9 protein-coding genes are annotated in these 13,692 nt (G+C 48.5%); 3 read left to right on the top strand and 6 right to left on the bottom strand.

Annotated elements, in window-relative coordinates; translation table 11 throughout:
• Position 1: 1 nt before the first annotated feature.
• Entirely contained in the window at positions 2-604 is a 603-nt protein-coding gene (locus BUB73_RS05740) for an ATPase (protein WP_073159260.1), read from the bottom strand.
• A 400-nt stretch (positions 605-1,004) separates the two neighbouring features.
• Between BUB73_RS05740 and aspS the strand changes: the two genes are divergently transcribed.
• A complete protein-coding gene (gene aspS, locus BUB73_RS05735) occupies positions 1,005-2,789 on the top strand; it encodes an aspartate--tRNA ligase (protein ID WP_073159262.1) in 1,785 nt (594 codons plus the stop codon).
• A gap of 90 nt (positions 2,790-2,879) precedes the next feature.
• On the opposite strand, the gene BUB73_RS05730 is transcribed toward aspS, so the two are convergent.
• Positions 2,880-4,997, bottom strand: a complete 2,118-nt coding sequence (locus BUB73_RS05730) for an OmpA family protein (RefSeq protein ID WP_073284308.1) — start codon at positions 4,995-4,997, stop codon at positions 2,880-2,882.
• Between the two features lie 903 nt (positions 4,998-5,900).
• Here BUB73_RS05730 and BUB73_RS05725 point away from each other — a divergent pair.
• The gene (locus tag BUB73_RS05725; RefSeq protein WP_073159265.1) at positions 5,901-6,302 is read left to right on the top strand and encodes a hypothetical protein; all 402 of its coding nucleotides are present in this window, start codon (positions 5,901-5,903) and stop codon (positions 6,300-6,302) included.
• A 101-nt stretch (positions 6,303-6,403) separates the two neighbouring features.
• Here the strand turns inward: BUB73_RS05725 and BUB73_RS05720 are convergent, their stop codons facing one another.
• Positions 6,404-7,537 carry a nucleotidyltransferase family protein gene (locus BUB73_RS05720; RefSeq protein WP_073237509.1) on the bottom strand — a complete coding sequence of 378 codons (1,134 nt, stop codon included), beginning with the start codon at positions 7,535-7,537 and terminating at the stop codon, positions 6,404-6,406.
• A 51-nt stretch (positions 7,538-7,588) separates the two neighbouring features.
• Here BUB73_RS05720 and BUB73_RS05715 point away from each other — a divergent pair, with 51 nt between their 5' ends.
• Positions 7,589-7,873 (top strand): zinc ribbon domain-containing protein, encoded by a 285-nt coding sequence (locus BUB73_RS05715; protein ID WP_249269262.1) that lies wholly within the window; start codon positions 7,589-7,591, stop codon positions 7,871-7,873.
• A 3-nt stretch (positions 7,874-7,876) separates the two neighbouring features.
• Here the strand turns inward: BUB73_RS05715 and BUB73_RS05710 are convergent, their stop codons facing one another.
• The 3 genes from BUB73_RS05710 to BUB73_RS05700 form a co-directional block, all read right to left on the bottom strand.
• Positions 7,877-11,839 (bottom strand): response regulator, encoded by a 3,963-nt coding sequence (locus BUB73_RS05710; protein WP_073284305.1) that lies wholly within the window; start codon positions 11,837-11,839, stop codon positions 7,877-7,879.
• Positions 11,840-11,849: 10 nt separating this feature from the next.
• On the bottom strand, positions 11,850-12,920 hold the full coding sequence (locus BUB73_RS05705; protein ID WP_073284302.1) for an HD domain-containing phosphohydrolase: 1,071 nt from the start codon (positions 12,918-12,920) through the stop codon (positions 11,850-11,852).
• Between the two features lie 130 nt (positions 12,921-13,050).
• Complete coding sequence (locus tag BUB73_RS05700) at positions 13,051-13,656, bottom strand: thiamine phosphate synthase (protein ID WP_073159273.1); 606 nt, start codon at positions 13,654-13,656, stop codon at positions 13,051-13,053.
• Positions 13,657-13,692: the final 36 nt, after the last annotated feature.

Raw genomic sequence — 13,692 nt, 5'->3', positions numbered from 1 at the left:
ATTACTTTGCCTGTGCTGCAGCGTTAACGACCTTGGCCAGCTGCGGGCGGAGCAATGCAGAAAGAGCGTCTGCCATTGCCTTTTCGGTAAATTCGTGGGTGACCTTGCCACCGTCCAGCTTGACGCGGAAGCCATACTTGACACCCTTATCGCTGGAAACTTCAACACCGTTAGAAAGCTGCTTTGCAAATTCGCCTGTGACGAAGGAAGCGAGCTTCTTGGCATCGGCTTCGCTGAAGTCCACTTCAACGTGGGCGCTGTAGCCCTTGGCGAGGGAAAGGAGCATTTCCTTGACGGTAGATTCGTCCAGGGACTTTTCGACCTGGAGGGAGAGCAGGTTAAGAATCATATCCTGAAGATTCTTGCCTACAGAAAGAAGAAGATCGCGTGCAGACTGTTCCAGAGTGCGTTCGCTACGTTCGGTAAATGCTTCAGCATCCTTATCGGCCTTGGCAAGTTTTGCCTGGGCTTCGGCTTCGGCGGCCTTGACAATTTCGGCTGCCTTTTCCTTTGCCTTAGCAATAATTGCTGCTGCATCGTTTTCTGCCTTGTCAACAGCATCCTTCTGGATGCGTTCCATAAGGTATTGCAAATCTTCTGCCATATTTTATCTCCAATAACAATAAGAAGCCCTTTTTAGGGACTTTTTGAAAAATTTCGGTAAGAATATACAAGGTTTTTTATCAAAAAGTCGCAGTTTTCATAAAATTTTTCCGATTTTTTCATTTTTTTTCTAAAAAAAGGTCCGATTTCGTGAATGTTAAATTTTATTATACAAAGTTTACGAAAAACTATAACTTTTGCTTATACATTAGAGAATTTCTAATTATGGATTTTAAAGCTTATCTATAAAAGTTAGACCTTTTTTATCAGACGTCCATCCATATCAGGAAAAAGAACTTCAAGGCCCGAATTTATCCCAAAAATCGGAGTAGCCTTTTGTCACACCACGCTCCTGTTTCTATATTTACGCCCGTAAATTTTTTATACCAAAGGGTAATACAATGAAACGTACTCATAACTGTGGCCAGCTCCGTAAGGAAGATGTTGGCCAGACCGTAACTCTCTGTGGTTGGGTGGATCGTCGCCGTGACCACGGTGGTGTGATTTTTGTGGACCTCCGCGACAAGTATGGCAAGACCCAGATTGTGTTCAATCCGGATTACAATGCCGACGTTATCAAGAACGCAGAAACTCTCCGTAACGAATACGTGATTTGCGTTACCGGTAAGGTCTATGCCCGTGAAGAAGGCAACACCAACGAAAAGCTGGCTACCGGCGAAATCGAAGTGAAGATCAGCGAACTCACCATCCTGAACGCAGCCCTCACTTCTCCCCTGGCCATCAATGACCCCAACGAAGAATGTAAGGAAAACGACGACCTCCGCCTCCAGTACCGTTACCTGGACCTCCGTCGCCCGTGGATCCAGAAGAAGCTCATGCTCAAGAGCAAGTTCCTGAAGGAAGTCTACCACTTCTTCTATGAAAACGGTTTCGAAAACATCGAAACTCCGGTTCTCTGTAAGTCTACTCCGGAAGGCGCACGTGACTACCTGGTTCCCTCTCGTGTGAACGCTGGTAAGTTCTACGCTCTCCCCCAGTCTCCGCAGCAGTACAAGCAGCTCCTCATGATCGCTGGCATGGACCGCTACTTCCAGATCGCCAAGTGCTTCCGTGACGAAGACCTCCGCGCCGACCGTCAGCCGGAATTCACCCAGATCGACGTCGAAATGTCCTTCGTAGACCAGGACGACGTGATGGGCATGTTCGACAAGTTCGTTACCGAAGTTCTCGGTAAGGTCTGGAACTTCGAACCTCCCAAGAAGATCCGCCGCATGAAGTGGGCAGAAGCTATGCTCAAGTACGGTTCCGATAAGCCGGACCTGCGCTTCGATCTCGAAATCCACGACGTTTCCGAAATCGGTGCCAAGAGCGAATTCGGCGTGTTCAAGAACTGCGTTGCCGCTGGTGGCAAGATCCGCGGTATCGCAGCCAAGGGTTGCGTGGACTTCACCCGTAAGCAGATTGACGAACTCACCGCTTACGTTGCTAAGTACGGTTCCAAGGGTCTCGTATGGATGCGCGTCAAGGAAAATGACGAAGTTGAAACTCAGGTCGGCAAGTTCTTCACTACCGAACAGCTCAACGAACTGCGTGACGCAGTCGGCGCTAAGTGCGGCGACATGATGTTCTTCATCGCTGGTCCCGAAAAGATTGCAGCTACCGCTATGGGTCAGCTCCGCCTCGAAGTGGCTCGCATCAAGGGTCTCCGTGACCCGAAGAAGCGCGAATTTGTCTGGATCACTGAATTCCCCATGTTCGAATACAGCGATACCGAAGGCCGCTACATGGCTATGCATCACCCGTTCACCAACCCGCTGCCCGAACATCTGGACATGATGCTCTCCGGCAACCTGAAGGATTGCAACGCCGAAGCTTATGACCTTGTTCTTAACGGTGTTGAAATCGGTGGCGGTTCTGTCCGTATCCACAACCCTGAAGTTCAGGAAAAGGTTTTCCGCCTGCTCGGTCTTACCGAAGAACAGGTTAAGGAAAAGTTCGGCTTCTTCGTGGACGCCTTCAAGTTCGGTGCTCCTCCCCACGGTGGTCTCGCCTTCGGTCTGGATCGCGTTGTTGCAACTATGGAAGGTGAAGAATCCATCCGTGACTACATCGCATTCCCGAAGAACACCAGCGCATCCAGTCCCATGGACCAGTGCCCCAGCGAAGTGGATCTGCAACAGCTGCAGGACATCCATATCGCCGTGCAGATGCCGAAAAAGGACTAAAGAACTTTTTTCGCTTTATACTTTACAGCTTTACGCAAAAAGAAGCCTCGCCCAGAGCGAGGCTTCTTTTTCAATGTCGATATAAAAGAATTACTTTTCGAACGGAACCAGTTCCACTCGGCGGTTCTGGGCTCGGCCATCTTCATTTACATTGTCTGCCAAAGGCATGGTGCGGCCATAGCCAACAGCACGGAGGCGATCCTTTTCAACACCACGCTTGATCAGGTAATCCACCACAGCCTGGGCGCGATCCTGAGAAAGCTTCATGTTCTTTTCGTCGGAGCCCTTGTCGTCGGTGTGACCCTGAACTTCTAGGTTGGCGTTGGGAATCTTGCGCATGAGGGCGGCAACGTCATCCAAGGTACCGAAGCTGCTCTTGGTAAGGGTTGCAGAACCGGTCTTGAACTGAATGCCCTTCTTCAACTGGTCAAGGTCTTCCTTTTTGTCAAGGGGGCAGCCATTTTCATCGACGCGGATACCGGGCAAGGTATTGGGGCACTTGTCCTTCATGTCAGGCACGCCGTCGTGGTCAAAGTCCAGAGAGCAGCCGATAGAGTCAACAGGCATGCCTTCGGGAGTACCGGGGCACTTGTCCTGAGTATCGGGGATGCCATCCTTATCGGAGTCCATCTTACAACCGTTAATGTCCACTTCGATGCCTACCGGAGTATTGGGGCACTTGTCCAGGTGATCGGGCACGCCGTCGTGGTCAAAGTCCATGGGGCAGCCTACAGAATCTACAGGAGTACCAGCCGGAGTATTGGGGCACTTGTCCTGGGCGTCGTTCACGCCGTCGTGGTCAAAGTCCATGGGGCAACCGGTAGAATCAACAGGAACGCCAGCCGGAGTATTGGGACACTTGTCCTTGTCGTCCAGAATGCCATCGCCATCCAAATCCAAGATCAGGGCACGAGCGTTGGCGCTAACTGCGGAATCAGCCTTAGCCTTGTTACGGGCATCTTCTTCAGCCTTCAGACGGGTACCGGTAGTATCGATACAGCCATCATAGAACACAACGCTACCAGCCGGAGTGTTGGGGCACTTGTCCAGATCATCGATCACGCCATCCTTGTCGCTATCCAGGGGGCAGCCATCGGAACCGACCTTAATCCCCTTGGCAGTGCTGGGACACTTATCTTGTTCGTCAGGAACACCATCCTTGTCGGTGTCCTTGGGGCCAAACGGATCGAAACGAACGCTAAGCACAGCGGCACCAGAAATAAGGGGAGTAGGAGCGTAGCAATAAGTAGCCGTATGGCCATTTTCACCGATGTAGGAAAGGATAACATCGTCGCAACCTTCTATTTCCTTATCGTGATCGAAGCCCAGGTTCTTGAAGGTACGAACAGCCACTTCAAGTCCAACAGCAAAATCAACATTATAAGGCAAGTGGAAACGGAAACCCGGGGTAATGAGCATGGGATCATTCATGGGACTGAACTTCAGGTTACCCTTGCTCTGCAAACGCATTTCGCCGGAATATTCCAAGAACACATCCACCCATTTCTTGGGAATCCAGTTTACGCCAGCGGCATACACAAGAGCATTGGTTTCGGCCAGGTCAACCGGGTAGACATAGCTGGCAGCTGCGTTCACGCGGAAGGGATAACCAACTTTGGTAAAGTCAAAAGTTGTTACAAGACCGGCCGCAAAGGTCCAGTCACCAGCAGTGAACGGGCTGGTATAAGTTTCGCTGTTCAAGTACCACACATGGCGTGGACGCACGCCGGCACCAATTTCACCTGTAGGAGCGTACAAGTCCAACATGGCAGCCAGGCTAAACACCTTGGACTTGAAAGGAGCGCGGATCTTCATCCACATATCCAGGTCACCACGGCTGGTGGTCCACTGGTTTGCATCACCGGAAGGACCGTCGGAATTGGCGTGTTCATAGTACAGAGGCAGAACGACACCGATATCCCAGAAGTCAAGGACACCCATGCCAAAGAAAATGTTACCAGCCTGGGAATAGTCAGCAGCGTTGTAGGAATAACGCTTGCCATCCATTTCAAATACGCCGCCACGAGAAAGACCCCATGCACTGGTAGAAATATTACCACCAGTACCCAAAGTCATATTACCTATACCAAGGGTTTTGGTATTGATCTGATGAAGACCGTCAGTTCCGCCTTCAATACCCGGCTGGGCCAATGCAGCACCGGCAGCGAAGCCTAGAGCCATAACAGCCGTTCTTAAAGCCTTTTTCATAGTCCATTCCTTCCTAGATGAAAAAAAAGGTGAATTTCACAAAAATATGTAAAAAAAATAACAAAACAAACCGTTTGGCGAATAGAACAATTCAAATTTCACACCAAAATAGGGCGATTTCAGATTATAGGGGACTTTTAAAAGCTTCTCTCTCTCGATTAATGATTTCTTCAAGAAATGTTGAAAAACAGATTGCATAAACCTTAACAAAAAGAACTCAACAAGCAAAATAAACTAAACATACAACATATCACACAACACACAACATTAAAATATATTTATCTTATTTTAAAATATTACCATCATTTCCCATTGCGGTACAGAACAAACTATTGTATATTTGCAAACGCATCTAACAAATGCGTAGGGTTACATCGAGGTCAACAAAGAAACTACAGATAAAGCTGATAGTATACTCAGCTCATACCTATACTACCCCCCCCACACACATAAGATTTTTACCAATCGTAGTCCAAATACGGATTACAACGTATCAAGCTATACCCTACGCAAAACAAAAAAGCGTCCAGCCGAATGGCTGGGCGTTTTTTGTACAAAATCAAAATAAAAAATTAAAACAAAGTAAGAGGTAAAAAAAAGAACCCGCCGACAGCAACGTCGACGGGTTATTTTTGAGGTGTAATAGTCTCAGCAGGGATGCTACCAAGACAACGCAAAATTACTATAAATTTGTCCCTAGCAAAACTTTCTTTTTTCTTATAAAGTTAAAAAATTAAGGACAGACTAAAAACCTACGAAAATTCGAAGTAAATAAACCATTTTTACAAAGATTTCACCTTCTCTACATTTTTTCTTTCATTTTAACCAACCACCATTGCCACAATTAGATAGTTATGCTATATTTGTGATATTCATCACATTTGGGTTTTGTTGGAGAATAAAATGAGCATTGTCACAGGTACCTCTTCAAGGTACTGGATTGGCGGCAATAAGTCGCATTTCAAGCCTGATGCCAAAGGCAAGGGCGAATACATCTACATAGAAGATGCCGGTGAAGTTGAGCCCGGCAAGATGTGGCAGATGTCTATAACCTGGCAGCAACAAGACGATTCTCCTACTCACAGCAATAAATTACAGCAAGAAATGACCCTGACGGTCAATATTATTGGCGCTGGCAGCAAAATTATCAAGACTTACACGTCATCTCACAAGAACAAGGGGTACCAGAAGGTCAACTTTTGCATGCCCAAGGGCGCTGAACGCGTAGAATACAAGATTCAAAGAACACGAAATGCAGGCGGCAAGGTCAATTTAGGCTACAGCCTGCAGGTTTCCGAGCCGTAAAAGCTCCGAAAAATCGCATTTTCAAGGATTTTTTCATACACACTCCCGAAAAGCTGAAAGGAGATGACGAAAGCCATCTCCTTTTCAGATTCATCATTAAGTTAGCGATTCCCTAGAGCCACCCTCCCCCGCCTTATTCTTCGAGGAATCAAGGAAATCGTGGTCTTCCAATAACGCAATTCATGCCAAATCGCCTCTGTGGCATCAAATTTCAACAGCCAAATAAAACGTTTGCGGTCAATAATCCAGCGTTTTAGCACAGGAACCCGATAATCAGCCGCATATCGTCCAAAATTGCCCCCGTTCATAACAACATTAAGCAGTTTCTTCCCTCGTTTTTTATCTACAGGGCAAAGTAGCTGATTTTCACCGAGACCAAACACTTCACGCATCAACCACATAACGGCACCGGCCATGTGAAACAAGCCAAATTCACCCAGCATTTTCGACACGCGCACCCGATCTTCTTCGGTAGAATTCTTTAGCAGCTGGTGATAGTCCACCAACTGGCGCAAACCCACTCCGGTACTGAAAAAATGCTGTCTCAAATGGGACAACTGCATTACCAGGGCAAAGGGAATACTCGGAACGCAAAAACCTTGAGCCACCTTCCAGGAACTACAATCCGCACAGGAACGAAGTTCTTCCAGCTCACCATCTAGAAAACGAAGCATGGCTCTCGTCTTATAGGGAGAAAAGCTGGACGTCGGACAGAAATGGACTTCCACCGTAATACCACCAAAAAGGCCCGGCTCAAGATGCACATGATGATCGCTAACATCATCCTCGGCATCTACGTGCAGGTTCATCTCCGTTAGAGTTCGCAAAACACCTTCGCGGCCACCTTCCAGCAAAATATCGATATCGCCGGCCTGACGGCAAAACGGATCGGGATACAGAAGCGTATTCGCCTGCCCCTTTAATATAACAGGATGCAACCCTCGGCCACAGAACATCTCCGTTAAATCGGCAGCCGTTTTATTCATGCGTTCATTTACCAGCTGAATCTTATGAGATTCAAACGACCACCGTAGCAATAGTTCTCGAGGGGGACGCTGATCATGAGGCAACTTTTCCACAGCACGAAACAGCACCCCAACCAGGCACTGCTTTACGGAGTAATCATGAACCCACCGCCATTCGTCATCGGACAAGGCCCGAGGCAAGCAGGATTCTGTGGTCACATTCAAGGCAATCCGTAGCAACGAAAAATACAAGCCGTCTAAATTCTGCATACGTTCAACAAATGTATTAATAATTCACGCAACTTTTGTATATTGGAGCTAATGAAAGACAATTCCGTTACCATGATTTGCCCTCACTGCGGGGCCGAAATCAAGCCCGACGCCACCTTCTGCCGCCACTGCGGTAGCGACAAGAACACCGGCTGGAAAGATGGAGCCGAATTCGCAGACGAAGAGCTCCCCGACTACGAGGAAATCCTGGAAAATGAATTTGGAGACGATCCTAACAGCCCTTATGCCAAAAAGAAAAGCGGCTTCGGTGGCATTGTAGGCACCGTCGCCGCAATTATCGTAGTCCTGGCCTTTATTGCGGCCATGGTCCTTTAGTTTTTAGGCAATCGTCTTTTCCAGACTTTCCAGAACTTCGGCGGCTTCGCTAAAGTCATAATCGTCTACCAGTTCCTTCAGCTTGCCAATAAGCACGTCATGGTTGTTCTCGAAGGAGATTCCCTCCACTTCATCCAGGCTGCGTTTGCAGCGGGTGGCGGAGCAGATATCCAAGGCGTCCTTCAGTTCCGTTACCAGCTTCTGAAGCTTTTCCTTGGCGTTGGGATCTTTCTTCTTGGCGACAACAACCTGCTCAGACGCAATACCTGACAGTACTACATCCAAGTCAGACGTAATTTCCTGAAGCAACTTCTCAAAGTTACTGAAATCAATGGCGTTACACTGCCCCTGGGAAAGCTGACTTTCTAGAGTTGCGCCCAGATTCTGCAAATGGTTCGCACCGATGGTTCCGCACAAGCCCTTGATGGTATGCACAATTCGTGCAGCCTCATCGTAACGGACAGACTCGATCATCTGGCGCAAGTTGAAGGATGTTCCGCCGTAATCGCGGACAAAGCCCTGCAGAATCTTGAGGAACACGTTCCTATTGCTATTGGAATGGTACAGACCCGCTTCGGCATCCAGGTCGCGAATCTTCTGGAACTTGGCAAGGAATTCACTGTCTTCCTGGGACAGGTCCGAACTATCTCCGTCCGTAACCACCTTGCTGGATTCCGCAGCCACCGCCAGGAACTTGGCCAATTCCTCGTAAAGGAGGCTGGGGTCAATGGGCTTGACAATATGGGCATTCATACCGGCAGCTAGACATTCTTCCGTATCCTTCTGGAAGGCACGGGCACTCATTGCCAGAATGGGCACATTCTTGAAGTACTCGTCTTCGCGGGCACGGATTTCCTTAGTAGCGGTCAGACCATCCATAATGGGCATCTGGATATCCATGAGAACCAGGTCGAAGGAATCCTTCTGGAGCATGTCCAGGGCTTCCTTACCATTGTTAGCAATCATGGAACTGAGACCCACGCTATTCAGCAGGGACACCGCCAATTCCTGGTTCATCTGGTTGTCTTCAACCAGAAGGATCTTGGCTTCCTTAAAGTAAATCTTGCTCTTTTCCTTCTTGACAGCCTTCTGGTAGGTTAGCTCATAGCCCATGGCTTCTTCCATGCTACTGAGCAGGGAACTGATCTGCAGAGGCTTGGGAACAAAGCTGCTGAATCCCAGATTCTGGGCCGCAGTCAGATCCTTTTCGTCAAAATGGATGGGGTGCATCAACACCTTGGGAATCCGTATCATCTTTTCATCGAGACCATGAACGAAGTCGAAGCCGTTCAAGATCGGCATGTCATAATCCACGATGAACATATCGTAGGGAGCTTCGCCAGCCTCTTCATGCGCCTGAATAAGATCCAGGGCCTGGTCAACGGACTCCGCCTCTTCTACAATGCATTTTAGCTTGGTCAGATAGTGGCGCAATACGTCACGGAGGTTTTCGCAATCATCCACCAGCAAGACATTCTTTCCGGCAAAGCGAATCTGATTCTTCCACTTGGGATCCACAGACTGGGCCGCAACAGGGAGTGTAATACTGAAGAAGAATCGAGATCCAACGCCAGCCACGCTTTCCACCTGCATCTGACCGCCCATCAATTCCACCAGGGACTTGGAAATCACCAGGCCAAGGCCAGTACCGCCGTACTTGCGGGTCGTAGAGCCATCAGCCTGAGTAAAGGCGTTAAAGAGACGCCCAAGCTGTTCCGGAGTCATGCCGATACCCGTATCCTTCACGGAGAAATTCAGTTTGACGCTGTTCTCGGTGCGGGATTCCAGGGAAACGATCAGGGAAATATCGCCCTTCTCGGTAAACTTGGTAGCATTGTTAATCAGGTTCGTAAAAATCTGGGAAAGGCGCAGCGGGTCACCCATCAAGATTTCAGGAATTTCCGGATCCACATTCACAATCAGTTCGATGGGACGTCCGGCAATACGGACTTCGGCCAGGGCAGCCACATCGCTGACCACATCGCGAAGCACCAACTGGGTAATTTCCAGTTCTTGCTTCTTGGCCTCGATCTTGGAGAAATCCAGGATGTTATTGATGATTCCAAGGAGGGACTTGGCCGCCGTACTTACACGGTCTACAAATCCTCTCTGATGTTCATCCAACTGGGTTTCTGAAATCAGGTGCGCCATACCGATAATGGCATTCATGGGGGTACGGATTTCATGACTCATGTTGGCCAGGAATTCACTCTTGGCCTGGGTAGCCTGCTCCGCAATTTCACGGGCAGCCACCACTTCAGAAATGTCGATCATGGAAAGCATGTAGCCCACGACGGACCCCTGCACCATCAATGTACAGCCTTCCCCACGGAACCAGGTTTCACTCTTGCCGTCCTGGGATTTAAGCACGAAGGAATCCTTCCAGATTTCACGCCTGCTAAAGGTATCCTTTAAGGATGTAATCACCGATTCAGGCAGTCCCTGTTCCTTCAATTCATCCAGAGACAGGCCGATCATCTTGCGCCATTCCTTGCCCAGGAAGTCTGCCAACTGCTTAGACATGTACTTCACACGCTTGGCTCTATCAAAAATCACCAGGATAGAATGGTCTGCGGAAAGCATAATGGTATCCAAAATGGTATCCTTCTGGATGCCGCTAGTTTCATCGTTGATCATGAACAGATAACGCATTTCGCCGTTATCTTCCACAAGGACCTGGAAGAAAATGCCCCACCACGCCACTTCCCCGGAAGAACTCTTCACAGGCACAAGAATCTTGCGTTCGCTGGCGTGCATTTCGCCACCCATGGCCACACGATGCACAAATTTATTGAACTGGTCCGACGGGAAGAACTTGAACAGGATCTGTCCCTTCAAATCTTCACCACCATTCAGGAAGTCCGCAATAAAGGCGCTGGCATGCAAGATATCAAAGGTATCGTTCGTCAGGATAATCCTAAAATTATCACTCCCCAGAAGCGTATCGAAAAGGGTACTGGAGCTGACACTTTCGTTCAAGTCCCGCTGAATGAACTTGGTAAACAGTGTATGGGAAACGATAGCGGCACCACCCATCAACAGGAGCACCACCAGAGCCACCAACAGGAAGGTCTTGGAGGAATTTTCGTCTACGCCGGCAACGATCTTGTTCTGCTGACTCACATGAACCACATAGAAGGGCATCTTCTTGATGGGAGCCACCATGAACACCAGACGCTGTCGATGGTCGTTGGTCAATTCAAAACGGACAACCTTCCCTTCCATCAGAGTATCGGGCTTAAACTCGCTCAAGGCAAGCAGAAGCAGGTTTTCTACACTATCTTGCAGAACCTTGCCGCGGTTGGTTTCATACGGGAAATAGGTAAACAGGTTATCGTTGTCATTACCGGCCAAAAGGGTAATGCCACCTTCTTCCTTGGCTACAGCACCAAGAGAAAGTCGAACCTTGTGCAAGTCAATATCGGCAGCCACAGCGCCGCGGAACTTCTGATTCTTATCCCAGATCGGGTAAGAAATGGTCATGACCTGCTTACCGAAATCCTTACGGATTGTAGGGCCAGTTAGAGCGAGCCCCCTCTTACGGGAAGCCTCCAGATACCAGGCCTTGGTACGATATTCCGCCTGGCCACTTTCCAGCTTTACCCCCCTAGCAGATATAAATTCGCCTTCATTGCCCCCATAGTAGACATCCACGAGATCTTCACTAGACTGCAAGACCCTGTAGAGAATGGAGCGAATTCCCGATTCCTTGGCATTCTGAACACGCTTCGCCGCAGCGACAAATTTATCTTCGTCGTTTTTCAGCAAGGCTTCCACTTCAGAGAGAACTTTGTCCTGCAAAGCCGATTCCGTATTGGCGTATGCGGAATCAATCATCATTTCCTTGACGGTCAATGAGAAAAGGAAGACCAATAGAATGGAGGCGATAATCACGGGGACGGCAAAAACCGTCAGAATTCGGATTCTGAGCCTACGTCGCTGGGCGTTTAAAGGACTATGAGTCAATAGCTACTCCTTACTGAGCGCCATCCTTGAACTGTTCGTAAATACCGGGAAGAATGTCTGCAATTTCCATAAAGGCGTCGACCACATCGGGGTCGAACTGAGTTCCCCTACCGGCCTTGATTTCGGCCACGGCAACTTCATGGGGATATGGTTCCTTATAAGGCCTGCGAGATACAAGAGCGTCATAAACATCCGCCACAGACATAAGGCGGGCCCCCACAGGAATATCTTCTCCCTTAATCTTGTTGGGATAACCTTCGCCATCCCAGCGTTCATGATGGTTCAAAATAATATCTGCGCAAATCTTGACCAGAGGATGATTGCTCAGTTCCCTGGTCGCATTCAGAAGTACGTCATAACCCATCTGGGCATGGGTACTCATAACCAACCTTTCTTCATCGGTAAGCTTAGCCGGCTTTCTTAAAATATCGTCGGGGATACCCACCTTGCCAATATCATGGAGTGGTGCAGCCGTAGCGTAAAAATCAATATATTCCTTGCTAGAAATAGCGTGACTGAACTTCGGGTGGTTCTGCAGTTTCTCGGCCAGCATCTGGACCAACACCTGGGTACGCTTAATATGAGCGCCGGTTTCCGGGTCGCGGTATTCAGCCAGGGCACCCAAACTGGTCAACATGACCTTCAATGTCTTACGAAGATCCTTGGTTTTCTCGTCAACCAGTTCATGAAGATGGTCACGCTGCTGCTTAAATTCCAACTGATTCTTGATACGGAGACGTACCAAATCAGGATTGAATGGCTTAGTAATATAGTCGACGGCGCCTAAATCCAGTCCCATCTGCTCACTTTTGGCATCTGCCTTGGCAGTCAAGAACAGAACAGGAGTATTATTCACCAAATTTAGGGCATGCATCTGGCGTAATGTTTCGTAACCGTCCATTTCGGGCATCATTACGTCCAGCAAAATCAGGTCAGGTTTAACCTTTTCTGTAAGAACAAGAGCCTTTTTTCCGTTCAAGGCAACAAAAATATCATAGTCGTTAGATAAAATGCCCTCCAGGACTTCAATATTCGTCTTGGTATCATCAATAACTAAAATCTTTGCTCTTGCTCGTTCCATGTTCCATAATATATGTTTAGAATTTCAAATAGAACAATCTATTTTATTCCAATTTGGAACATTTTTCGCGAAATTCGCTTAAAAAACGCATTTTGTAATTATTTAGTAAACACTTTTACAAAGTCTGTGATTAAACGCACAGTCTGTTTAGCTTAATAAAGGCATTTATGGAGTCGGCGTAGTTCCAAATTCCACCGATTACAGAAGCGCCAGACACCCCAAATTCCCTGGGAAGTTCCTTGAAAAGGTGGACATTTTCCTCGTCGATACCCCCAAAAAGGATAACCGGGCACTTGGGAGGATTAGAAGATAGGTGGGACTGCAGGAGGTCTAGTCCAACCGTTTTGACCGGCTCAAGGCCGGATAAAGGTTGAAAAATCGGGCCAACAAGAGCTCCAGACACCCATTCGGGCAATTGGGCCAGCTGCTCCAGGTCGCGGCAGTAAGCGATACAGTTTACGCGTTTCCAGGATTCGGGAACCGGTCCCATCAGGGATTGAGCCTCGGCCACGCAACCACGGACATCCAACTGCTCCGCCAGATCGGGAGTACCACGCACCCAGATTCGGTCGCGGTATTCCATGGACAAGGACAGGAGCCAACGTTCATAGGACTCCGGCGTATTGCGACGTTTCTGAAGGATCAGGCGGGTAAGGCCTCGCTTGAACATCTCTTCGATGTCATCATATTCACCGGCAAAATCATCGGGGCAAGTGGTAAGCCAAAGTCTAAACATAATATCAGTTTGGAGTCAGGAGCGTCGGTTTAAGTG

Source organism: Fibrobacter sp. UWH6, assembly GCF_900142465.1.
GTDB lineage: Bacteria > Fibrobacterota > Fibrobacteria > Fibrobacterales > Fibrobacteraceae > Fibrobacter.
The sequence above is the reverse complement of the archived record's forward strand: the minus strand, read 5'-3'. Positions and strand labels throughout refer to the sequence as shown.